The sequence below is a fragment of the Neglectibacter timonensis genome (assembly GCF_900048895.1).
GTDB classification, from domain to species: Bacteria; Bacillota; Clostridia; order Oscillospirales; family Acutalibacteraceae; genus Acutalibacter; species Acutalibacter timonensis.
The window spans coordinates 404684-428905 of record NZ_LT160639.1; the positions used below are offsets into that span (position 1 = coordinate 404684).

20 protein-coding genes and 2 other RNA genes are annotated in these 24222 nt (G+C 52.0%); 15 read left to right on the forward strand and 7 right to left on the reverse strand.

Annotated elements, in window-relative coordinates; translation table 11 throughout:
- The first annotated feature begins 128 nt into the window (after positions 1-128).
- A complete protein-coding gene (locus tag BN3911_RS06955) occupies positions 129-2243 on the forward strand; it encodes a glutamine synthetase III family protein (protein ID WP_066863229.1) in 2115 nt (704 codons plus the stop codon).
- Between the two features lie 167 nt (positions 2244-2410).
- Here the strand turns inward: BN3911_RS06955 and BN3911_RS06960 are convergent, their stop codons facing one another.
- From BN3911_RS06960 to BN3911_RS06970, 3 genes are all read right to left on the reverse strand, one after another.
- Positions 2411-4522 carry a M56 family metallopeptidase gene (locus BN3911_RS06960; protein ID WP_066863232.1) on the reverse strand — a complete coding sequence of 704 codons (2112 nt, stop codon included), beginning with the start codon at positions 4520-4522 and terminating at the stop codon, positions 2411-2413.
- 29 nt (positions 4523-4551) lie between these two features.
- Positions 4552-4929, reverse strand: a complete 378-nt coding sequence (locus BN3911_RS06965) for a BlaI/MecI/CopY family transcriptional regulator (protein WP_074039129.1) — start codon at positions 4927-4929, stop codon at positions 4552-4554.
- Positions 4930-5202: 273 nt separating this feature from the next.
- Positions 5203-5382, reverse strand: coding sequence for a ribbon-helix-helix domain-containing protein (locus BN3911_RS06970; RefSeq protein ID WP_066863235.1), 180 nt, complete (start codon positions 5380-5382; stop codon positions 5203-5205).
- A 407-nt stretch (positions 5383-5789) separates the two neighbouring features.
- Here BN3911_RS06970 and kdpA point away from each other — a divergent pair, with 407 nt between their 5' ends.
- The 6 genes from kdpA to BN3911_RS07005 are packed head-to-tail and all read left to right on the forward strand — an operon-like array spanning position 5790 to position 14706.
- The gene (kdpA, locus tag BN3911_RS06980) at positions 5790-7604 is read left to right on the forward strand and encodes a potassium-transporting ATPase subunit KdpA (protein ID WP_074039124.1); all 1815 of its coding nucleotides are present in this window, start codon (positions 5790-5792) and stop codon (positions 7602-7604) included.
- 19 nt (positions 7605-7623) lie between these two features.
- Entirely contained in the window at positions 7624-9693 is a 2070-nt protein-coding gene (gene kdpB / locus BN3911_RS06985) for a potassium-transporting ATPase subunit KdpB (protein ID WP_066863244.1), read from the forward strand.
- A gap of 57 nt (positions 9694-9750) precedes the next feature.
- Positions 9751-10356: a potassium-transporting ATPase subunit KdpC gene (gene kdpC, locus BN3911_RS06990; protein ID WP_066863246.1), complete on the forward strand. Its 606-nt coding sequence runs from the start codon at positions 9751-9753 to the stop codon at positions 10354-10356.
- A gap of 19 nt (positions 10357-10375) precedes the next feature.
- Positions 10376-11266: a hypothetical protein gene (locus BN3911_RS06995; protein ID WP_066863249.1), complete on the forward strand. Its 891-nt coding sequence runs from the start codon at positions 10376-10378 to the stop codon at positions 11264-11266.
- 34 nt (positions 11267-11300) lie between these two features.
- Positions 11301-13997, forward strand: coding sequence for a sensor histidine kinase (locus tag BN3911_RS07000; RefSeq protein WP_066863252.1), 2697 nt, complete (start codon positions 11301-11303; stop codon positions 13995-13997).
- Complete coding sequence (locus BN3911_RS07005; RefSeq protein WP_066863255.1) at positions 13990-14706, forward strand: response regulator; 717 nt, start codon at positions 13990-13992, stop codon at positions 14704-14706. Before BN3911_RS07000 ends, BN3911_RS07005 begins: the two co-directional genes overlap by 8 nt.
- Before the next feature lie 127 nt (positions 14707-14833).
- Here the strand turns inward: BN3911_RS07005 and BN3911_RS07010 are convergent, their stop codons facing one another.
- Both BN3911_RS07010 and BN3911_RS07015 read right to left on the reverse strand, forming a co-directional pair.
- Positions 14834-15790: a DUF3658 domain-containing protein gene (locus tag BN3911_RS07010; RefSeq protein ID WP_066863258.1), complete on the reverse strand. Its 957-nt coding sequence runs from the start codon at positions 15788-15790 to the stop codon at positions 14834-14836.
- 86 nt (positions 15791-15876) lie between these two features.
- Positions 15877-16356, reverse strand: a complete 480-nt coding sequence (locus BN3911_RS07015; RefSeq protein WP_066863260.1) for a YbaK/EbsC family protein — start codon at positions 16354-16356, stop codon at positions 15877-15879.
- A gap of 134 nt (positions 16357-16490) precedes the next feature.
- Here BN3911_RS07015 and BN3911_RS07020 point away from each other — a divergent pair, with 134 nt between their 5' ends.
- Positions 16491-17333 carry an NYN domain-containing protein gene (locus BN3911_RS07020; protein ID WP_066863263.1) on the forward strand — a complete coding sequence of 281 codons (843 nt, stop codon included), beginning with the start codon at positions 16491-16493 and terminating at the stop codon, positions 17331-17333.
- Between the two features lie 33 nt (positions 17334-17366).
- On the opposite strand, the gene BN3911_RS07025 is transcribed toward BN3911_RS07020, so the two are convergent.
- Complete coding sequence (locus BN3911_RS07025) at positions 17367-17903, reverse strand: GNAT family N-acetyltransferase (RefSeq protein WP_066863266.1); 537 nt, start codon at positions 17901-17903, stop codon at positions 17367-17369.
- Between the two features lie 286 nt (positions 17904-18189).
- On the opposite strand from BN3911_RS07025, the gene ffs reads away from it, so the two are divergent.
- The 7 genes from ffs to BN3911_RS07060 all read left to right on the forward strand — a co-directional run bounded on the left by ffs (position 18190) and on the right by BN3911_RS07060 (position 22850).
- Positions 18190-18287: signal recognition particle sRNA small type (gene ffs, locus BN3911_RS07030), an RNA gene on the forward strand.
- Between the two features lie 81 nt (positions 18288-18368).
- Positions 18369-20126: a DNA polymerase III subunit gamma/tau gene (gene dnaX / locus BN3911_RS07035; RefSeq protein ID WP_242871102.1), complete on the forward strand. Its 1758-nt coding sequence runs from the start codon at positions 18369-18371 to the stop codon at positions 20124-20126.
- Between the two features lie 53 nt (positions 20127-20179).
- Complete coding sequence (locus tag BN3911_RS07040) at positions 20180-20530, forward strand: YbaB/EbfC family nucleoid-associated protein (protein ID WP_066863272.1); 351 nt, start codon at positions 20180-20182, stop codon at positions 20528-20530.
- A complete protein-coding gene (gene recR / locus BN3911_RS07045) occupies positions 20530-21129 on the forward strand; it encodes a recombination mediator RecR (RefSeq protein WP_066863275.1) in 600 nt (199 codons plus the stop codon). Before BN3911_RS07040 ends, recR begins: the two co-directional genes overlap by 1 nt.
- Positions 21130-21186: 57 nt before the next feature.
- Positions 21187-21654 (forward strand): SsrA-binding protein SmpB, encoded by a 468-nt coding sequence (gene smpB, locus BN3911_RS07050; protein ID WP_066863278.1) that lies wholly within the window; start codon positions 21187-21189, stop codon positions 21652-21654.
- Between the two features lie 133 nt (positions 21655-21787).
- Positions 21788-22163: a transfer-messenger RNA gene (gene ssrA / locus BN3911_RS07055) on the forward strand.
- A 129-nt stretch (positions 22164-22292) separates the two neighbouring features.
- Entirely contained in the window at positions 22293-22850 is a 558-nt protein-coding gene (locus BN3911_RS07060; protein WP_066863281.1) for a hypothetical protein, read from the forward strand.
- A gap of 407 nt (positions 22851-23257) precedes the next feature.
- On the opposite strand, the gene BN3911_RS07065 is transcribed toward BN3911_RS07060, so the two are convergent.
- Entirely contained in the window at positions 23258-24220 is a 963-nt protein-coding gene (locus tag BN3911_RS07065; protein WP_066863284.1) for an MBL fold metallo-hydrolase, read from the reverse strand.
- Between the last annotated feature and the right edge of the window lie 2 nt (positions 24221-24222).

Here is a 24222-nt window from a genome sequence, read left to right on the forward strand (position 1 = left end):
CTGTGGTCTAAAATATTTGCATCACAGCAAGGCGCTGATGGGTAGCTCCCTCAGCGCCTTGCCCGATTTTGGAAGCGTCCCGTACACCCCGGTGACGGGCAAACGAACAAGGAAAGAGTGGTTTGGTTATGGGAAATTGTTCTGAAAAACGCAGAAGTGTTCCCGAGCTGTTCGGGAGCTCTGTCTTCAACGACGATGTGATGCAGGAACGGCTGCCGAAAGACGTCTATCAATCCTTGCGAAAGACCATTGACCAGGGCAAGGATCTGGATCTGAATGTAGCCAACGCCGTAGCCAGCGCCATGAAAGACTGGGCCGTGGAGAAAGGCGCCACCCATTATACCCATTGGTTCCAACCTTTAAATGGGATCACGGCGGAAAAGCACGACAGCTTTATCTCCCCCACTTCAGACGGCCGGGTCATCATGCAGTTTTCCGGCAAAGAGCTGATCAAGGGTGAACCTGACGCCTCTTCCTTCCCCTCCGGCGGCCTGCGCGCCACCTTTGAAGCCCGGGGTTACACCGCTTGGGACCCCACCTCTTATGCCTTTGTAAAGGGGGACTCCCTCTATATTCCCACCGCCTATTGTTCCTACAGCGGCGAGGTGCTGGACAAAAAGACTCCCCTGCTCCGTTCCATGGAGGATTTGAACGTTCAAGCGCTGCGGATTTTGCGGATTCTGGGAGATGACAGGACCAATCGTGTGATTCCCACCGTGGGCGCGGAACAGGAATACTTTCTCATCGACCGTAAGCTTTACGAGCAGCGGAAAGACCTTATTTTCTGTGGCCGCACCCTGTTCGGCGTCAAAGCGCCCAAGGGGCAAGAGCTGGAAGACCATTACTTCGGCGCCATCAAGCCCAGGGTTTCTGCCTTTATGAAAGAATTGGACGAGGAGCTTTGGAAGCTGGGCATCCTTGCCAAGACAAAGCACAACGAGGCTGCTCCGGCGCAGCATGAACTGGCCCCCATCTTCGCTACCACCAACATCGCAACCGACCACAACCAGCTCACCATGGAGACCATGAAAAATGTAGCCGCCCGCCACGGGCTGGTCTGCCTGCTTCACGAAAAACCATTTTACGGGGTCAACGGCAGCGGCAAGCACAACAACTGGTCCCTCTCCACGGACGGAGGTAAGAACCTGCTGGATCCCGGCAAGAGCCCAAACGAAAACATGCAGTTTCTGCTCTTCCTGGCCGCCATGGTGCAGGGAGTGGATGAATATCAGGATCTGCTGCGCATCTCCGTAGCGTCCGCTGGAAATGACCACCGCTTGGGCGCCCACGAGGCGCCGCCCGCCATTATCTCCATTTTTCTGGGAGATGAGCTCACCGGCATACTGGAGGCCATCGAAAACGACAGGGCTTACGACAGTATGGAGTGCCAGAAACTGGAGACCGGCGTCCATGTGCTTCCCGACCTCAACAAGGATACAACGGACAGGAACCGCACCTCCCCCTTTGCTTTTACCGGAAATAAATTCGAATTCCGTTCTCTCGGTTCCGCTATCTCCATCGCCTGTCCCAACATCATGCTCAACACCATTATGGCCGAAGAGCTCCGCCGCTTTGCAGACCAGCTGGAACAGACTGCTGATTTAAAAACCGACGTTCTCCAACTGGTAAAAAAGGTGATGCAGAAACACAAACGCATCATTTTCAACGGAGACGGCTATTCTGAGGAATGGGTGCAGGAGGCCAAAAGACGCGGTTTGCTGAATCTGCGTACCACGGTGGACGCCCTGCCCCGGTATCTGGACCAGAAAAATGTGGAGTTGTTCGCAAACCATAAAATCTATACCGAAGCAGAGATGGAAGCCCGCTATGAGACCATTCTGGAAGAATATGCAAAAACCTTGAACATCGAGGCGCTCACCATGATCGAAATGGTGAGGCAGGATATTCTGCCCTCGGTCAGCGCCTATATTGCAAAGCTGTCCAACGCCATCCTTTCCAAGCGCTCTGTATCCCAGGATATCCCCTGCGCCACAGAACTCAGCCTGGTCAAAAAGCTCTCCTTCCTTGCAGACTCCGCCTATGAGAAGCTGGAGGCGTTGGAAGCAGTCCTGGCAGACCCCAAAACGGTCAGCGTCAATGTACTAACGGTTTCCACCTATTACCGGGACGCGGTAATTCCCGCTATGGACGCCTTGAGGGCCGATGTTGACCAGATGGAATGGCACACCGCCTCCTCCTATTGGCCCTATCCCGGATATGAGGACCTGATGTTCCAGATTTGACTGTGAAATCCCATAAGGATCCACAGTCATGCGGAAGATTCCTTGCGCGATTCTGCACGGGAATAAAAACTTTGTCCAACTGTAACGAAAGCGCGGTTTTAGGGCTTGAAACCCTGAAACCGCGCTTTTTCCGGTGTGTTTTTTCATCCTTTATGCCGGCGATTCCTTTACAGCAATCCGTTTTTCCGTTCATAGTCTTCCAACAAGCCCGAAGCAGACGTGCCGGTGTTTACACACCGCCAGGTATCCCCCAGTCTCTGCATCAAATATTGAAGAGAATAGGTATAATACCCTTCCTCCCCGCTCTCCGCCGGTTTAAAATTTCCGGCCTGGGGATAGCGTTCCGCGTCCGCAGGCTTTACGGCATACCGGGCGGTAAAGGCAAATATGGAATCGTCCCCGTCCCTGGTGCCGGTCACCTCGCACCGGATAACCTGGAAGTCCTCCGCTTCATACCGGCTTCCAGGAATCCGGTGTAAAGCCAGTTTCTTTTCCTGCTCCGTATAGCTTTGCGCAACTTCCTCAAAACCTGTGACAGATGCCGGAACCGTAATCTCCTGAGCCGCTTCGTTAAAGGAGATCTCCTCCCACATCAGTTCTGCAATGGAGTCCGGATACTGCCAGAACCGTCTTCTGGCCGAGTACCAGCTCCGCTGCCCGTTCTCCGAATAAAGCGCATATCTGCTCCCCCGGTAAAAGGTGAAGGAACGGGATGCGTCGCCTGAAGAGAGCAGCAAAAGCTCCTTGGAATCAGGCTCCGGGTCTTCCTGACACCGGTACCAGCGATACCCAGCCAATAGGTTTCCATACCTGCCTGAATAAAATTGGTCTGCCAGTTCAAAAGTATGGCTCTCTCCCTGCTCCGGCTTCCACTCCAGACGCAGCAAATCATTTTTTGCATAGAGAGCCCACATCAATTCCTGAACCTCCTGCTCCGTCAGAGAAGCCTCTTCCAGGACATGAGGATCTGGATTCACCAGCGTGACGCCGGTCACTTCAGAGCCGGTTTCCCCCGAAAACTCCAACCGGACCAAATCCCCCACATTCAGCCTCGAAAAACTCACCCTATCCCCCTGGCCTGTTGTGACATCCAGACCGGAAAGCTCTACCGTACCGCGGTCCTCGGCTTCTTCCAAATGTTCTCCCGCTCCGCAATACGTAAACGACGTCCCCATCAGGCTTCTGATTTGTACGGTTTCCGAGCGGGATCCCTCTCCCGGGGAAAACGCCGAAGCGGCCGCTTCCTGTCGGGAAACCGTCTCCGCAGGATGAGATACCGCTCCTTCCGGCCCTGAAGAGGCTGAGCGCTCCGCTGTCGCAGCGCCTGTAAAGGTACAGCCAGACACCAGCAATGATGCCAGCAGTACAGCGGCAGCCGGCAGCACAAGCCGTTTGGGACGCTTTGCCAGACGCTGGATGCGTGCCCGGATCGCCTTTTTTCCAGAAACCATTGTGGTGGCCGTACTGAGCACAATGCCGGGAAAGTTCCGGCAGCTCACCATCTCCACCAGCGTGTGCCCGTAGGCCAGACGCTCTTTCTCTCCCAGACGCCTGACTGTCCTCTCGTCACAGGCCAGCTCACAGTCGGTTTTCGAGCAGAAGGCGGCGGCCCATACCAAGGGATTAAACCAGTGAATGCTCAGGCAGACGCCTCGCAGAACAGCCCACAGCAGGTCTCCCTGCAGATAATGGGTGTATTCATGCGCCAGAATATGCCTCTGCCGGACAGGCGTCTCCATACTTTCCGGCGTCAGGTAGACGGCGGGCCTTAAAGCCCCTGCCAGGCAAGGCGAGAGAATTCCTTCAGACCGGTACACCGGCAGGGGATATCCGGGGCACTCCACCCGGCCTCTTTCCCTTCTCAGCTTCCGCCGAAAATGCAGGTTGGACCAGACAAAGCAAAGGCCCATAACGCCCATCCCCATCACCCACACTGAAAAAAACACGTCCTGAAGATTAACAGCAGGTTCTCCCGCCTGCGGGCTCTCAGAAGCCTTCCCGGCGGAAACCGCAGGCTGCACGGGAAGGTCAACAGGATTCCGGGACGTGTTCTCTATTCCCTGCGCCTGCGGGGGCGCAGAGTAGGCTTGAGAAGCCTTTTCCACTGCGTTCATCACGCTGACAGGACTTTGTACCAGGGAAAAGGGCAGCAACAGGCGCAGCGCCGCCAGAATCCAAAGTGCATATTGGAGCCGGGCGCTTAACTTTCCCCGGAACACACGGCGCAGGACGAGCAGCGCCATAATCAAAACAGACGAGGTGACGATACACTCCAACATCCCTGAGACCTCCCTTCCCCGGAACCCCTTTAGCGGTCTGCCTTTCTCAGAATTTCATGCAGCTCCTCAATCTCTTCCTGGGACAAACGATCCTCCTCAAGCAAGGCGTTCAGCATCATCCCTACGCTGCCCCTGTAAACCCGTTGAAGAAAGCTGTGCGTTTCCCTGAGTGCCACTGCTTCCTGTTCTACCGCCGGAAAATACAGTCTGGCCCTGCCCCGCTCCTCATAATGGATCAGCCCCTTTTTCTGCATACGGTTCAACATGGTGGCCACTGTACTCTTGGCCCAGCCCTTTTCTTCCTTCAGCGCTTCCACCATCTGCATCAAAGTACGCGGCGCCTCCCAGAGTAGCGTCATCAGCTTCCATTCTTCTGCAGAAGCAGATGGCGAATTTTTTCTTTCCACCTGGATCACCCTTTCCTTTCATTTTTACAGGCTCTGCCTGGTTCTGCCTTATCTTAATTTTATTATAGCTCTTTGTTCTACATATGTCAACAAATTTGTTGCCAGTCTGATGACTATTCCCGCAATGCAAAAAAGCAAAGGCTGCTTCCCCTGGCAGGAAACAGCCTCCGCTTTTTTTACTTTTCAAACTGTACAGTACAACCTGTTTTGCCATACCGTTCCTGCGACAACCGCCTCCCCTATCCTGTCAGAAAAATGTCTATCAGCTGAACCTTACGGCGTCTTTGTCTTTTTTTCTATTAGCTTGTACTTTAGCAGCAGGTCCTCGACCGCCTCATCCAGGAGCCGGGATGCCGGAATTTTGGTCTTCTCCGACAGGCCTTTAAAACATTGCCAAAGCTCCGGGTCAACTGTGGACGCAATTTGAATTCTATTTCGTTTGGATGTATTCATTTGTGTCACTTCCTTTCACATCTATTATAAGACATATTGTGAAATATTCAATTCATTTGCACAAATTTGTTTGTTGCGGTTTGCTTTTTCATAAAACGCGCTCTTGGTTTGCACAGACACCTTGGACTGTCCGATATTCCAGCCGGAGAGCGTTTGCCGGACATATTTGATATTATCCTCCCTCTTTGATAATTGTTTTATAAAATGGATCTGGAACGGTTCTCCCATCTTTATACTTTCTTAATAGGGACGGCATGTTTTCTAACGCCGTCTTTATTTTTGATATGGTATGCTTTTTTACAGAAAAGGAGGAGAACGAAAATGCAACTCTTGATCATCCTCATCGGCTGTGTTGCCGCCGCACTTCTGGCATACTACTTTGTCATTCTAATGCGAGGTGATAGACAGTGACGGCAACTATCCTACAATACTTATTTTATATGGCGCTACTCGTCGGATTGGCGTTCCCTTTGGGGCTCTACATCACCAAAGTGATGAACGGGGAACGCATCCCTGGAGTATCTAAAGTACTGACTCCCTGTGAAAATTTAATTTACAAGGTAATGCGGGTCAAGGCGGATGAACAGATGGGGTGGAAAAAATACCTGCTCTCTGTTGTACTATTTAATCTCTTTGGCTTTTTACTGCTTTTCTTGTTGTGCCTCTGTCAGGGCTTCCTGCCGTTTAATCCACAGCATATCGAAGGAAACAGCTGGCATCTTGCCTTTAATACGGCTTCCAGCTTTATGACGAACACCAACTGGCAGGCCTACAGCGGAGAAAACGCCCTGAGTTATTTCACTCAGTTTATGGGGCTGACGGTTCAAAATTTTGTTTCCGCAGCCACTGGCATTGCAGTTCTCTTTGCTTTCATCCGCGGGCTAATCAAGGTCAAATCACAAGGATTGGGGAGCTTCTGGGTCGATCTTACCAAAATAATTCTCTACATACTGTTGCCCATCTGTCTGGTAATGACTGTACTCCTCGTCTCCCAGGGAGTGGCGCAGAGCTTTGCTCCCGCAGAAACCGTGGATCTTTTGGAGCCCATTGCCGTAGATTCGGAGGGGAACATCCTGGAGGACGCCGTCATTGACGGCGACAAGGTTCTGGTGGAGGGTGCCGTCGTGGAAGGGGCTGTCATTGTCCGGAAACAAATCGTTCCTCTGGGACCTGCCGCAAGTCAGATATCCATGAAGCAGCTGGGCACCAACGGCGGAGGCTTTTACGGTGTGAACTCTTCCCATCCGCTGGAAAACACGACGCCCTTCTCCAATATGCTGGAGATGCTGGCTCTGCTGGTGATTCCCGTGGCACTGTGCTTTACTTTCGGCCGTGGTGTTAAAGATAAGCGGCAGGGCAGGGCGATTTTTCTTGCCATGTTCCTGATGCTGGCCGCCTTTCTGGCCGTGATAGCCGTTAACGAGCAGGCAGCCACCCCTCAGCTGGCGCAAAACGGCGCTGTGGATCTGAGTAATATACAGCAGGCCGGTGGTAATATGGAGGGCAAAGAAAGCCGTTTTGGCATCGCCTCTTCGGCAACCTGGGCCAGCTGGACCACTGCCGCTTCCAACGGTTCGGTCAACTCCATGCATGACAGCTACACTCCCATCGGCGGCATGATCACCATGCTTCAGATGCAGCTTGGAGAAGTCATTTTCGGAGGCGTGGGCTGCGGACTGTATGGAATGCTCGCCTTCGCCATTCTGGCGGTCTTCATAGCCGGACTGATGGTAGGGCGGACTCCCGAATATCTGGGAAAGAAAATTGAGCCCTACGAGATGAAATGGGCGGTTTTGGTTTGCCTGGCCACCCCTATCGGTATTTTGGTGGGCAGTGGGATAGCAGCTGCCGTTCCCGGTGTAATGGAAAGCCTGAACAACGCCGGGGCTCATGGATTTTCAGAAATGCTCTACGCTTATTCCTCCGCTGGAGGGAACAACGGTTCTGCTTTCGCCGGTTTCAACGCCAACACCCCCTTTCTGAATGTATCCATCGGTTTGGTGATGCTGTTCGCCCGTTTTCTGCCCATCACCGGTATTCTAGCTATTGCGGGAAGTATGATACAGAAGAAAAAACTGGCTACCACAGCAGGCACCCTTTCCACCAGTAACGGATTATTTATCTTTCTGCTGATTTTTGTTGTGCTGTTGGTGGGCGCATTGAGTTTCTTCCCGGCGCTGGCGCTGGGACCGCTGGCCGAATTTCTCGGCATGACCGCTTAAAAGGAGGCACTCCAGAATCATGAATCATAAATCAAAATCCGGTTTTGCGGACCGGAAGATGCTTTTGAGAGCCATTAAGGATTCCTTTCTCAAACTGAGCCCAAAAGTTCAGGCACAGAACCCAGTGATGCTGTTGGTGTATATCTCGGCCATCCTCACCACTCTGCTCTGGGTCACGGCCCTGTTCGGGCTGAAAGACGTCAGCGCAGGATATACCCTGGCCATCGCGATAATCCTTTGGGCCACCTGCCTGTTTGCAAACTTTGCGGAGGCTATTGCCGAAGGCCGCGGTAAGGCTCAGGCAGATTCCCTACGGGCAGCCAAACGTGATGTGGAAGCCCATAAAATTCCAGCAGCCAGCTGCAGAGAAGACGTCACAGCGGTCTCCTCCGCCTCCTTGAAAAAGGGAGACCTGGTGCTCGTCAAGGCAGGGGAACAAATCCCTGCGGACGGGGAGGTGATCGAGGGCGCAGCTTCGGTAGATGAAAGCGCAATCACCGGAGAATCCGCTCCGGTAATCCGTGAAAGCGGCGGTGACCGAAGCGCTGTCACCGGCGGCACTACCGTCATCTCAGACTGGATTGTCGTACAGGTGACCAGCGAAGCCGGCGAAAGCTTTTTGGACAAGATGATCGCCATGGTGGAAGGCGCCTCCCGAAAAAAAACTCCAAACGAGATCGCTCTTCAGATATTTCTCATTGCGCTTTCCATCATTTTCATTCTAGTTACCATGAGTCTTTACACGTATTCTGCCTTTTCCGCAAAGTTGGCCGGTATTGAAAACCCCACTTCCGTCACCACACTTGTGGCGTTGCTGGTCTGTCTGGCACCCACTACCATCGGCGCGCTCCTCTCTGCCATCGGGATAGCGGGCATGAGCAGGCTGAACCGGGCAAATGTTCTGGCCATGAGCGGCCGCGCCATAGAGGCGGCCGGAGACGTGGATACCCTGATGCTTGACAAGACCGGCACCATCACGCTGGGAAACCGGCAGGCCTGTGAATTCATCCCGGTAAACAGCGTAACGCCGGAGGAACTGGCCGACGCAGCCCAGCTTTCGTCTCTGGCAGATGAAACACCGGAGGGCCGCAGCGTAGTGGTTCTGGCAAAGGAGCAGTTCAATATCCGTGGCCGCAGCCTTTCCGACAAGGAAATGGTTTTTATCCCCTTCACTGCAAAAACCCGGATGAGCGGTGTGGATTACGATGGCAGCGAAATACGCAAGGGTGCCGCAGAGGCCATGCAGGAATATGTGACGCACGCAGGCGGCGTCTATAGTTCTGAGTGCGATGAAATTGTCAGAAGAATCTCAAACCAGGGCGGAACTCCGCTGGTTGTAGCTAAAGATCACAGAATCCTCGGTGTCATCCACTTGAAGGACATCATCAAAGACGGCGTAAGGGAAAAGTTTTCCGATCTCCGTAAAATGGGCATCAAAACCATCATGATTACCGGTGATAATCCGCTGACGGCGGCTGCTATTGCCGCCGAGGCGGGCGTAGACGACTTCCTGGCGGAGGCAACTCCCGAGGGAAAGCTAGAAATGATCCGCAGCCTTCAGAAAAAAGGCCATATGGTGGCTATGACGGGGGACGGCACCAACGATGCGCCCGCATTGGCCCAGGCCGATGTGGCGGTAGCCATGAATTCCGGCACCCAGGCCGCCAAGGAAGCTGGAAATATGGTAGATCTAGACTCTTCTCCCACCAAGCTGATCGATATCGTTCGCATCGGCAAACAGCTTTTGATGACCCGGGGCAGCCTGACCACTTTCAGCATCGCAAACGACGTAGCTAAATACTTTGCCATTATCCCCGCTCTGTTTATGGGGTTGTATCCCGGGCTTTCCGCGCTGAACATCATGCATTTGGCAAGCCCGCAAAGCGCGGTGCTTTCCGCTATTATCTACAATGCCCTTATCATCATCGCCCTGATTCCGCTGGCGCTGAAGGGCGTTAAATACAGAGAGGTTTCAGCTGGAAAACTGCTTTCCAGAAATCTGCTGGTCTATGGGTTGGGCGGCCTCGCCGCCCCGTTCCTCTTCATCAAGCTCATCGATATGCTGCTGGCCTTCTTGAGGCTGGTGTAAACCCCGACAAGAGAGAACCCTGCGCGACGCTAGGGTTCGGAAAGGCGTGATCTTTTCATGAAGACCTTAAAGAATGTACTGCCCCGTGCCTTTATTTGCATTTTGATTTTCACTGTAATCTGTGGTATCGTATATACCGCCGTCTGCACCGGTATTGCGCAGCTGCTGTTCCCAAACCAGGCCAACGGCAGTATCATTGAAATTGACGGCAAAAAATACGGCTGTGAACTGTTGGCACAGCAATACACCGATGAGTCTCATATGTGGGGCCGTATCATGAACATAGATGTCACCACTTATACCGGTGAAGACGGAAAGCCTCTGATGTATGCCAGTCCTTCCAATCTGAGCCCAGCCAGCGAGGAATTCGAACAGCTGGTGGGGGAACGGGTAAAAAAAATCAGAGAAGCGCACCCCCAGCAGGGAGATGTCCCTGTTCCGGTGGATCTCGTAACCTGTTCCGGCAGCGGACTTGACCCTGACATTTCAACAGCTGCCGCAGAATATCAGATTCCGCGGCTGGCAGAGGCAAGAGGTATTCCCGAACAGGAGGTTCGATCCATCGTCAAGCGTTATACCAACCACCGTTTTCTGGGTATTTTCGGTGAAGAGACTGTCAATGTGCTAAAGGTGAATTTGGCACTTGACGGCTTGATATCATGAAGCCAGGGAGGAAAAAGTCATGATGAATAAAGTGACTGCCCGAAAACGGGAGATGCTTCCCCCCTATCGCCACGAATCAGAACCAATGGGGAAACTGCTGCTTCATTTGTTTTATTCTTTGAGTGCTGAGCTTGGATGCAACCCAAAACTTTACCACACTGACGGCCCCTCTACGCTCTGGGTTTTTTATCCCCACTCTATCTTTCTGTGCGACAGTCTTGTGAACGACTACAGCGTTCCGGCTGCCGTCATCTCACAGACTCTCAAACTTTCTTTTTGCGGAAGTACAGAAGCTCAGGAGACCGGGGAAATCCTTCTTTTTTTCTCTGATGGCAGCAAATTGATCATCACTGAAAAAAAGGATATTTCTGGCCGAGATTTTCGACAACTGGGAGATCTCTGCGTCCGCCTTGAGACGGACGACCCGGAGCTTTTGACCGACCTGAGGGAATGTCTGCGGCACCTGGACTATCGCAATGATTTTCTGGCCATACGCCGAACGCGCCGTTTCAGAGACATCTTTCAGGGTCTGGAAGAATTGAATCCCGACACCTACTACCAGTTCATTCCCCTTAACGGATATGCCGACCCGGCAGAAGCCTGCTCTTCTTTGAGCGCAGAGCAGCAGGAACGGCTTTGGCTCCTGCTGCTCTGCGACGGCATAAGCGCACCGGAATTTGATTACGTTCTGTCCGCCTTTCAGGAGGGACGCCTCAATTCCCTATTCTCTTGGGAGCTTTCTCTGCGGATGGCTTTGGATAAAGCACACGTTAAAATCTCTTATGAGGAGAACAACTTCCATATCACCCGCAGCGACGGCAGCCGGATCCTCTATGATTATGCAGGCGGCTCAGCAGCAGAAAAGCTATTTTTGAAAATTTTGTTTCCCGCTATTCCTTCCCGCCATTGACCTCCTGTCACGTTGCAGAAAGGAGGAGTCTCCCTTGCCTCAGATACGGGCCACTCCAGATGAAATCTTGCGAAAAATAGAGCAGAACGATGATACTCAACCCGGAGGAAAGCTGAAAATATTTTTTGGATACGCCGCCGGTGTAGGGAAAACCTACGCTATGCTGGAAGCCGCGCACGCAGCCCTGGAACAAGGTGTCGACGTGGTAGCCGGCTATATCGAACCTCACACCCGCCCTCAGACATTGCGCCTGTTGGATGGATTGGAAACATTGCATACGCTGAACATTCCTTACAAGGGCATCACCCTTCACGAATTTGACCTGGATACCGCCATTTCACGCCATCCGCAGCTGATCCTAGTGGATGAGTTGGCCCACACCAACGCGGAAGGCTGCCGCCATCTCAAACGGTATCAGGATATCGAGGAACTCCTCAAGGCGGGAATCGACGTATACACCACGGTAAACGTTCAGCATCTGGAAAGCCTCAACGACATTGTCGCATCCATCACCGGGGTGGTGGTGCGCGAGAGGATTCCCGACCGGGTATTCGACAGCGCCGACCAGGTGGAGCTGGTAGATATCGAGCCAAAGGAACTTATCGCCCGCCTTACTGAAGGAAAAATCTACCGGCCGGAACAGGCACAAAAAGCACTGGGCCATTTTTTCAGCACCGAAAACCTGGTTGCCCTGCGGGAAATTGCCCTGCGCAGGGCAGCGGACCGTGTAAATCAGCGGGCGGCCGCCCTTCAGCCCTCTTCGGACAATGGGTATTATACGGAAGAACACATTCTGGTATGCCTCTCCTCTTCGCCCTCCAATGCAAAGATCATCCGCACGGCGGCCCGGATGGCTGCTGCCTTCAAGGGCCGGTTTACCGCACTGTTTGTGGAGACCTCCGCCTTTTCCGAGATGGGGGAGGAGGATTTGACACGGCTTCGCGCCAACCTGAAGCTTGCCCAGCAGATGGGCGCTACTATCGAAACAGTTTACGGCGATGATATCGCGTTTCAAATATCGGAATACTCCCGGTTATCCCGGGTATCGAAAATCGTGATCGGGAGAAGCAATACCAAAAGCCGTCTGCATCTTGTTAAGCAGCCCTTTTCTGAAAGGCTTGCTTCTCTCTCCCCGAATCTGGACATCTATATTATTCCGGATCAATCCACGCCTCCTTTCAGTCCTGCCCGCCGCAAGAAAAAAGCCTCGGTCTTAAACTGGGCCGATTTGCTCTGGTCCGTGCTTTTGCTGTCGGCTGCTACAGCCATGGGTTATGCTTTCCAGGCACTTGGATTCAGTGAAGCCAATATCATCACCATATACATTCTGGGCGTGCTTGGAACCGCTGTAATCACCTCCAGCCGCCTGTACAGCACCGTTTCCGCCCTCATCAGCGTTTTGGTGTTCAACTTCTTCTTTACTTATCCTGAATTCACTCTGAAGGCCTATGACAAAGGATATCCGGTTACCTTTCTCATCATGTTTCTGGCAGCTTTCCTCACCGGTTCCTTAGCTGCCAAAATAAAAAAACAGGCTAAGCAGTCGGCACAGACGGCTTACCGCACCAAAGTTTTGCTGGACACCAACCAGCTGCTTCAGCGGGCCAGAGGGCCGGAGGAAATCGCCACTGCCACGGCCAGCCAGCTGTTGAGGCTGCTGAACCGGGATATTGTCCTTTATACTGCGGAGGACGGTTCGCTTTCCAAGCCTGCTGTGTTCCTCTGCGACACACCGCAGAACGAAGAGAACGTTTATCAATCCGACAATGAGCAGGCAGTTGCGCAATGGGTCTTTAAAAACAACAAGCACGCCGGCGCCTCCACCAACACCCTGCATGGGGCCCATTGTCTGTACCTGGCTATCCGCGGGGCGGAAGGCGTATATGGCGTCGTGGGAATCGCGATGGAAAAGGAAGGGCTGGATACCTTTGAAAACAACCTGGTTCTCTCCATGCTGGGAGAATGCGCCCTGGCCCTGGAACGGTGGGTTCTGAGCAAAAAAAAGGAAGAGGCCGCCATGCAGGCTCAAAATGAAAAGCTGCGGGCCAATCTCTTGCGGTCCATCTCCCATGACCTGCGCACGCCGCTGACCAGCATTTCCGGTAATGCCGGCGTCTTGCTCAACAACGCCCAAGTCTTGTGCGAGAAGAAAAGGACCGACCTTTACCAGGATATCTACGACGATTCCATGTGGCTGATCAATCTGGTTGAGAACCTGCTTTCCGTCACCAGGATTGAGGACGGCACAATGCACCTGAACCTGGAGACAGAACTGGTGGAAGAAGTGGTCAACGAAGCGCTTCGGCACCTCAACCGGCACAGTGGGGAGCACCATATCCGGGTGGAGCACCAGGAAGAATTCCTGATGGCCAGAATGGACGCACGGCTTATCATACAGGTGATCATCAATATTGTGGACAATGCCGTCAAATACACTCCTGTAGGGTCTGAAGTGGTGCTTACCACCAAAAAATCCGGCAGTGACGCTCTGATTGAAATCGCGGACAATGGTCCCGGTCTTCCAGATGAAGCCAAAGAAAGAGTATTTGATATGTTCTATACATGGAACCCGGGCGCTGCCGACAGCCGCCGGGGACTGGGGCTTGGACTGGCCTTGTGTAAATCCATCGTCAGCGCTCACGGGGGCGTCATAACGGCACGGGATAATCCGCCCCACGGGACCGTCTTCAGCTTCACCCTGCCCTTGGAGGAGGTTAAATTACATGAATAAACCTATGATTCTTGTAGTAGAGGATGATCATGCCGTAAGGAATCTCATCACCACCACTCTGGAATTAAAGCAATATAAGTTTCACACAGCGGAAACCGGAGGCCAGGCTGTGCTGGAAACTGCCTCACAAAAACCCGACATCATTCTGCTGGATCTAGGCCTGCCCGACCTGGATGGCGTAGAGGTAATCCGCAAGGTGCGGTCCTGGTCCAATGTCCCTATCATCGTCATCAGCGCTCGAAACGATGATCATGATAAGATAGAGGCGCTGGATGCCGGCGCTGACGATTATCTGACAAAACCATTTTCCGTGGACGAGCTTCTGGCCCGCCTGCGCGTCACCCTGCGGCGGCTTTCCTATATACAAAACAGCCATCCCGCTGAAGAATCCGTCTTCGTAAACGGGGACCTAAAAATCGACTACACCTCCGGCTGTGTTTTCGTGGAAGACAGAGAACTGCATCTGACACCCATCGAATATAAGCTGCTCTGTCTGCTGGCTAAAAACGTCGGGAAAGTGCTGACCCATACATACCTCCTTCGAGAAGTATGGGGCAGCGTCCTGGAAACGGACATTGCCTCTCTGCGGGTGTTCATGGCAACGCTGCGTAAAAAGATTGAAACAGACACTGTACACCCCAAGTACATTCAGACTCACGTAGGCGTGGGCTATCGGATGATTCAGGTGAGCGACAGCTCTGTCTCATAACCCCCTAGACAAAGGGGGCTACCTACTCTCATGAAAAACAAGGCCAGACAACCGCTCCGGCAGTTGTCTGGCCTTGTCTATCCGTGTCATAGAGCTGTGCAAACTTCAGGAGCATCCTGCGCTGCCGTCACACCGCGGATTTGCGCAGGATGCGGTGGTAGGCCGGTTCTCCCTGAGCCGGCTGTGTAACAGGCTCCAACAGCCCGTCCTGAACAAACTGCTCTATGCGTAAAGCCACCCAGGCATCTCCTATGCCAAGGCGGTATTTTCCCAGCACTCTGCCCACAACCTGCGCTTCCATAAACTCTCCGCTCTCATGGGCTAATTCACGTAGGATAACAAAGTCATACAGCGACTCCGGGACGCTTACCAAGCGGCCGTTCAGCACTGCCCGAAGCGGTGCGTTTTCAGCCTGCAGTTCTCTCCATTGATCTGCCAATACCCGGGCCACGGCACTGGACAGTTTTTTCCCATGATCCGCCAATTTCCCCCATTGATGAGGTTCCACCTCGCCCCAGCCGGTATATTGAACTGCAATTGAGCCCGATCTTTCCTCAAAATCAGGAAGAGTTACAATTGTAATCTCCAGATTGTCAAACCCAAAGGCCCTCAACTGTTCCATAATCCAGCAAAGGCCACATGCCTCATCGGGATTGCCGCTGGCCCAGATACGCAGCGGTTCTCCCCTTCCGACGCGCTCCCGCAGCACGGAAAGGCTGCTGCGGGAGGTTTCCAGCAGCCTTTCCGCGGCCTTCTTTCCCATATCTGGATAAGTGCCCATCAGCTGGGAAACTGCGGCCTCCCGCTTTGGACCGATTCCTTCCTCCTGAATATCGCCTACGCTCAAAGCCAAGGAAAAAGCCAAAACATCCCTCCGGCTGCCCTCCAGCGGAATTGCCTGTGTCCAATTGCGACGCTCCTGTTCTTCTGCTTCCCGCTGTGCTTTTTTGAGCTTCGCCTTCGTCGGCTTCCTGCCGTCGCTGCGGAGGATGGATACACTGACAGCGCCGCCCACATGCCTTCCCCCGCCCATCGCAACCGACAGGCTTCCGGCAGCGCTGTCGGAAAATACCACTTCCAACACTGTTTTTCACCTCTCTAAGAATCACTTGAAGTCAGAACTCTATCCCCGCTGACCGTATTTTCCCTTCGGTAAATCCTGCAGTAAGCCTAAGCTTCCCCGCGCCAGCCCTTACAAACGTCCACCCACTCCAGAGCACCGGAATAACGCTCCAATTCCGGAATTGTCAGCTCAATGGCCGAATTACCGCTGCCGCAGGCTGGAAAAACAGTTTTAAAACGCCGGAGAGACTCATCCAGATACACGGAAACTCCCGGCTTTACTGCAAAGGGGCATACGCCGCCTACCGGATGTCCGATCAGTTCCAGCGCCTCCTGGGGTGTCAGCATTTTGGCCTTCTGGTGAAACCTGGCCTTGTATCCGGCATTGTCTACCTTGGCGTCTCCCGCGGTCACCAGAAGAACCGGCTTCCCCTCCATGGAAAAAGACAGTGTCTTGGCGATCCGGGCAGGCTCGCAGCCCAGCGCGTTTGCCGCTAACTCCACGGTGGCGCTGGATTCCGACAGCTCCAGCACTCTGTCCTCCATGCCGAATTGACGAAAATATTTTTTTACCTCGGTCAGTGCCATCTCTATTCTTCCTTTCCTGTTCCAGTCCCTCCGCACAAGCTGCCGAAGGAATAAAATTTGCTTTTTCTTCCAACATTCTGTATACTGAAGTCAATAGCTATCACGCAATATCTCTTTAGAAAGCGGGGCGTTTTATGGCAAGCGACAGCAGATTTGCCGTGCTCATCGATGCGGACAACGTGTCCGTCAAATACATTAAAATTATTCTCGACGAAATTTCAAAGGATGGAATCGCCACCTATAAGCGCATTTACGGCGACTGGACCAATCCCTCTCTGGTTTCCTGGAAGAGCGCTCTTTTGGACAATTCTGTACTGCCCATCCAGCAGTACAGCTATACCACCGGCAAAAACTCCACGGATTCCGCCATGATCATCGACGCCATGGATATTCTTTATTCCGGCAAAGTAGAGGGATTCTGCCTTGTGTCCTCGGACAGCGATTTCACCCGGCTGGCAGCAAGGCTGAGAGAATCCGGTATGACCGTCATCGGCATGGGGGAAAGTAAAACCCCCAATTCCTTCATTTCCGCCTGTAACAAATTCAAATATCTGGATATTCTCTCCGCCGCCGAGGAGGAGGAAACCGAGGACGTCCCAAGACAGAAACAGCCTGTGCAGAAGGAAAAAAAGCCCGCCGTGCACCGGACCGCCAAGAGCAAGGCCAAAGAGGACACTCCCAAACCGGAGCCCAAAGCTGCGGCTTCAAAAAAGACGCCCATCGAGGAACCCAAAACCGGTCTGCGCACCATCCGAAGGGCCCTGCGTTCCATCGTAAAGGAGAACTCCGAAGAGGACGAGTGGATTTTCGTTGGAAAGGTAGGAAATCTGCTGGGAAAGCGATATCCCGACTTTGACGTGAGAAATTTCGGTTTCTCCAAGCTCACTCCATTTCTCGATTCTCTGGATATGTTTGAAACCAAAAGTGAGCGCAAAGGAGACAACAGCTCTCCGCAAATCTACATCCGCCTGAAATAAACGATTGAGAAAACAGACAACGGGCAGAACCTCCTACTGAGGTTTCGCCCGTTCCTTTTCCTCCGTTTCCAGCAGACATTCATAGGCGATCCGTTCGCTTCCGTCCTCCAAAAGAATTGTCCCGCGGCGGCAAAATCCGTTTTTCTCCATCGTGCGCTGCATGGCGGCGTTGTCCTGATGCGTATCCCCCCGAAGGATTTTGACGTCCCGTTCCTCTGCCTGGCGCTTCAATTCCTCAAAAAAGCGCGAGGCTGCGCCGGAGCGTTTACGGGTACCGGAAACCGCAACTCGGTGCAGAAAGCCGTACTCCCCTTCCGCCTGCCAGGCGCCTCCGTACACCGCATCGTAAGTGGGTTCGTGCCCAAACGCCAGGCATGCTGTGGCAAACACTCCGCTTTCATCCGCAAGAACATAGGACGTCCCGTTCTCAATATCCGCCCGGGCGGACTCTTCGTTGGGATATCCGTCCTGCCACTGGTCGATGCCCTGTGCTTTTAACGCTTCTTTAGCGTCTTTATAAATAGCGGTGATCGCGGAAAGATCGGAAAACTCCGCTTTTCTCAATTCCATCTCATGCTCCCCTTCCTTTACTAAAACATCTGTTCCATGATAACAATTTCCTCTTGTTTTTTCAAGTGAGAAAAGGTATAATATAAAAACCGTCGACCGAACGATGATCCTCTGTCCGAAGGGACGCGGAAAAATCTGATTCTCTTTTTTCGTTCTGTTGCCCGGGGGGCTTTGCGGCGCGGGTTGCCGCTGCCTAGAAAGCCAAAGCCGGATAAAAAGTCTTTTGCCTATTTTTCTTTCAGAAAAGTAGGGTGCAAGGCAGTGTGTTGCCGTGGAATATGCGAGCGGACAGGTCTGCGCGGCGGGTCGCCGTGAACCATGTCAGGCGGGGAACCGAGCAGCATTAAGCGGATGTTCCCGGGCGATGCAGGTCGCCTGTCCGTTCACATATTCTACTGTCAGGCATTCTGTCTTGCATTTTCTTTTTCACTGTTTCTGTTCAGGAGGTGATCTGCCTTGTATAAAGTGCTGTATCGGAAATATCGCCCCCAGTTCTTTGCCGACGTGGTGGGCCAGCCCCAGGTCACCGTAACCCTGAAAAACGAGCTCATGCGGGGCAGAATTTCCCACGCTTATCTGTTCACCGGTTCCCGCGGAACGGGCAAGACCACCTGTGCCAAAATTTTGGCCAGAGCGGTCAATTGTCTGAATCCGCAAAACGGGGATCCCTGCGGGGAATGCGAGGTCTGCAGAGGCTTGGAAGAGGGATCTATTCTGGATGTGGTGGAGATTGACGCAGCCAGTAACAACGGAGTAGACAGCATCCGCACTTTGATTGAGGAATCCAACTTCACTCCGGCCACGGCCAAGTACCGGGTTTATATCATCGACGAGGTTCACATGCTGTCTGTAGCGGCTTTTAACGCGCTGCTGAAAACCTTGGAAGAACCGCCTCCCCACGTCATTTTCATTCTGGCTACCACGGAGGTTCATAAACTGCTTCCCACGATCCTGTCCCGGTGCCAGAGATTTGACTTCAAACGTATCTCTCCGGAAGCAATTGCAGACCGTCTGGAATTTGTCTGCTCCCAGGAGGGTGCGGAGATTGACCGGGAAGCGGCGCTGCTCGTTGCCCGTATTGCGGACGGCGCCCTCCGGGACGCCCTCTCCCTGCTGGACCAATGCCTGGGCAGGGACCGCCATGTCACCCTGAAAATCGTCAATGAAACCGCGGGTGTGGCAGCCCGGGACTATCTGTCCTCTCTGGCGCAGGCCGTTTTGGAGCAGGATGCCGCCTCTGCTCTCGCTTCTATCGACGCACTTCACCGGGAATCCAAAGATATGAGCCGCCTCTGTGAAGAGATGGCGGAATATTTCCGCGGGCTTATGCTGATCAAAACCATGCGGGACGCCTCCTCCATGCTGCTTGTTCCCCCGGACGAGCTGGAAAGGATGACCGGCCAGGCGCTTTCCATGAGCCTCTCTACCATTCTGCACGGGCTCGATACGCTCGAAGAGACCCTCAATAAGATGCGTTATGCCAACCAGCGGACAGAATTTGAAATGGCGTTTGTACGCCTGTGTTCTCCCGAACTGGACACCTCTTCGGAGGCGCTGCTGCGCAGGTTGGAGGCATTGGAAAACGGGATACCGGTTTATAGACCGCAGCCGACTGCGGCGGCACCCCGCCCTCCCCTCTCTGAAAAACAAGAGAGTTCTGATCCCTTGTCGGATACTGTAACCCCTTCGCCTGCTGAAATGCCTGCTGCCGTGTCCTCGGAACAGGTTGAGGATCCCGTTTTGGAGGAACCGCCTGTGCCTACGCCCGATGCAGCCCCGCCGGAAGAGAATCCGCCCTTTCTTCAGGACATTCCTTCTCAACCGGTATCCGGGCCAACCGTATCCGCTCCTGCTCCGGCAATTCAGACTGCCGAGCTGTCCAGTGAAGAATTATCTGAAGGAGCGCAGCGGTTTCTGGACTGGCCTGAAATCCTGCAGGTGATCAAGAGCAGCACCAAAAGCGTGGCTATGGCCTTTTCCGGTTCCTCCGCTTACATCAACGGGGATTATATGCTCATCGAGGCTCCCGAAATCGCCTTTGAACTGCTAAAGCGTCCGGAACAGCGAAAAAGAATGCGGGAAGCGATCCATCATGTGACGGGCCGCGTGTATAAGCTCGGGCCCTACCGAAATCCCAAAGCCCAAAAGGACGCCGCCGATCCTCTTGAAGAATTTGAGCGCCGTGCGAGGGAATTGGGGATTGACATCGAGGAAGAAACTTAAAAAATATCGGCCTTCTTTGGAATAAGCAGGCCTTGGAAAGGGTGTTGTCTGTCATGAAAGCAAGATTGCCCCAGGGATATGGAGGCGGCGGAGCCGCCAATCTGCAGCAGCTGGCGCGCCAGGCCCAGAAAATGCAGGAGCAGATGGAAGCGGTTACAGCAGAGCTGGAGGAAAAAGAATATTCCGCCACTTCCGGCGGAGACGCTGTCAAAGCCACAGTTACCGGTAAGCTGGAGGTAAAATCCGTAGAGATTAAGCCCGAAGTCATTGATCCGGACGACGCAGAGATGCTGGGCGATCTCGTGACGGCGGCGGTCAACGAGGCTCTCCGCGCCGCATCTCAGGAGAAAGAAGAAAAAATGTCCGCTCTTTCCGGCGGTATGAATCTGCCGGGGATGTTCTGATGGCTGGATATCATGTTCCCCCTCTGGAGGGGCTGGTGGAAAAATTTGAAAGCCTTCCCGGAATCGGACACAAATCGGCACAGCGGCTGGCTTATCATATTCTGGATCTCTCAAAGGGAGAGGCCGAAAGCTTTGCAAATGCCATTCTGGAGGCCCACGAGAAAATTCATTATTGCTCGGTTTGCTGTAATCTCACAGATGGCGAGCTCTGTCCGGTATGCAGAAACAGCGCCCGGGATAAATCCACAATTTGCGTGGTGGAAGAACCCAAGGATGTGTTTGCTTTAGAGCGTGCGGGAGAATATACCGCCCAATACCATGTGCTGCACGGAGCCATCTCTCCCCTTTCCGGCATAGGTCCGGACCAGCTGAGAATTAAAGAGCTGCTTGCGCGTATTGACGGCAGTGTGAATGAAGTGATTATGGCAACAAACCCAACAGTGGAGGGAGAAGCCACCGCCATGTACCTCTCCCGCCTGTTGAAACCTTTGGGAGTCAAAGTAACGCGGCTTGCCTACGGCATTCCTGTGGGCGGTGATCTGGAATATGCAGACGAAGTAACTCTGCAGCGCGCCATGGAAGGCCGCCAAGAGCTGTAAAATGCCGAAGCTTCCAGTGTATGTTCATCTGGCTTTCAGCAGAAAGGAAGGAATATTGTGGCAGGAAATGCAAACTTTAAAACCATAGCCCAAAACAAAAAAGCCTACCACGACTATTTCGTTGAGGAGAGCATAGAAGCAGGAATTGAACTGGTAGGGACTGAGGTAAAATCCCTGCGCCAGGGCCGGGCCAATTTAAAAGATGCCTGGTGCTCTGTGGTGGGCGGTGAAATGCTTTTGAACGGCTGCCATATCAGCCCCTACGATTACGGCAATATCTTCAACCGTGATCCTATGCGGGTGCGCAGGCTGCTGCTGCATAAGCGGGAAATCATGAGGCTGTATGGTCTTGTAAAGCAACAAGGCTTTTCTTTAATTCCCCTCTCCCTGTATTTTAAGGATTCCCGTGTAAAAGTGCAGATCGGTCTTTGCAAAGGCAAAAAGCTATATGATAAGAGGGCCGATTTGGCCGCAAAAGCCGCAAAGCGGGATATCGAACGAGCCATCAAGGAACGGAACCATTGAGAGTGCCCCGGCAGTGGCATCCGCAAAAGATCGTTGGAATTTTGTGGTTCACGGCTTGTCAAGTTTCTCTTTGTAGTGTAAACTTAGGAATAGGATCTTCGTGTCTGCGCGTTATCTGCAGCAGGCAATATTTGGGGATGTAAAGGTTTCGACGGGGGACGAAAGCCCTGGTAAGCGAGCAGCGGGGCGGACCGCTTTAAAACCGCACGTTTAAAATTAAACGACAAAACTTCTAACAAAACCACCAATATTAACTTTAATATGGCGGTTGCTGCCTAACTAAAAGGCAGTCGTCTTCCCCGGGAGTACCGCGGCCCGGGGTTAGGCGTAACCTAGCGGTGAACGTGAACAGGGCGACGCCTTTAACCCTGTCATGACGAAAAGGCTACCAAGACCTGAAGCCTGCTTTTGGGCGCCGGGTTAAGGGAATGTTAAACCAAAAGCTACGCTCGTAGAAAGCCTTGGTAATCATCTTTCGGACGCGGGTTCGATTCCCGCCATCTCCACCAAAGTAATCACTGGACGAACTTATAATGGGAAGATTTATATCTTCTCGTATGGGTTCGTCTTGTGCGTTTCTATTTAGTAGCCAAACTTAAATCCAAAAATTATTATTATAACTGGAGGAGTGAGAAAATGTGGAGAACTTAATAAACTGGTGTAATACAAATGGTGGCTTTTTATCTGCCATTTTATCTGTAGTTACTTTAATAATAAGTATTGTCGCGATATGGGTGTCAATATCGGTGAGCAGAAAGCAGAATAGAATTGCTCTCTTTGAAAAACGAGCAACTTTACATAGTAAGTTTGTTCAAATAAAAAATTTCAGGGATAGTTTGAACTTGCAAGGACTGCCGCCTGGTATGCTTGATACCCAAGACGTATGGGCAGGTGTCTATTTGTCATTTTTCTTTAATACTCACAGTGCCAGTGTACCAAGCGATGCTTTTCAAAAAATGACCACTTGCCTTGAAATATTGAACTTATACTGCAATGAATTACAAAGTACAAAATACTTATTTCAGCTTGACCTTGAAGCGTTAAATGAAATAAATAGTCTATGTGAAAATTATCAACATTTTGTATCTGATTTATTGACCTCAGGTAATATGGATTATTTAGAGAAATTCAAAAATTCATCTGATACACTTTTCAAAAATACTATACCTAAAATTGAGAAGCAGATGAAAATATAAGTTTTCGCAATCTAATGCAAACCTATTGTTAAGCTGTAAGTGTTCGACCAGCGAGACCATGCCTCCATCAAATGACCAACCCCCGAAGTATGGAACAGTTTTTATAGACTGTCCAACATTCTGGGGGTTGTCTTATACCAGAGACAGAGTTTTTGCTCTGGTAACTGGTTTCCTACCGGTGTTAAAAACAGCGAGTAAGCCATAATCGGCTTACTCGCTGTTTTTGTTTTGCTGTCTTTGGATCCTTTTTCCTATCTTGTATATTTGAGAGGGGCGGACAGCGTTCATCTTTACAAACACAACATGTATCCACATTCTTTGATAGTCACTATCAAAGATTTCATAGGTTTCTTTGCCACAAGCATTGAGATTTTCCGATAAGAATCGTATTGAAATAATCGCATGCGTCAGTCAAGCGGATATATCCGCTCGACTTTAGGGGCTTGTTCCGTCAAAATGCGGGACCTCTTGCCGGAAAAGTAAATATTATCCAAGGAATACTGGAGGTTCATGTCTTTTCCGTCCACACGGCGATAAAACGATTTCATTTTTGCAGCAAACAGCACTTTACTCTGCTGGCCTGGGGGAAATGGAATAACATATTCCACACGGTCGTCGGTTCCTGCAGTCACACGTTTACAGAGTTCAATTCCCTCGTCGATGATTGCAGCAGGAAAATCCTCGTGTCCGCCAAACAGATATTGGATATCATCCGTGAAACGGCGCAGGTGAATTAGCCCTTCCAAATATTCTTCAATGGCGTCCCCTTGCGTCACGATCGTATCATTGTTGCAGGTATCTCCGGAATAGGCAACATGATATTTCGGGTCCAGAAGCATAATACTGCCGGGCGAATGTCCGCCCACATGGATTACTGTTAATTTCCGGTCACCAATATCAAACACGTCGCCATCAAAGAGAGGGTACGCTTTCATTGGACGAATCCAACAAATGTCTTCCAGCTTTAATCGGTCCTTGAATTCATCTACCGCTGTATCAATCGCTTTTTGCAGAAGTTCCTCTCGCGTTTTGGCGAAACCCTGATAAAGTCCTGGAAGATCGAAAGCATGAATATAGCAGCAATCAAAATCGAAATTGCCTCCGCTGTGGTCGCCATGATAATGTGAGTTGACCATTAAGAGCGGCAAATCGGTTATAGACTGGCAAAAATCACGCAAATTGCCATATCCGAACATAGAATCATATACGATTGCGGCGGATGTACCCACGATCAAAAAGGCATATGAATGTAAAGATTCCGGACGAAACCACGGTTGGGAAATCTTGTAAATTCCAGGGAAAGTTTCCGTCGCACGGAAATAGTCGTTTTCAATAACGTGCGGGCTGCCAAACACCAATTGGGGAATCATGA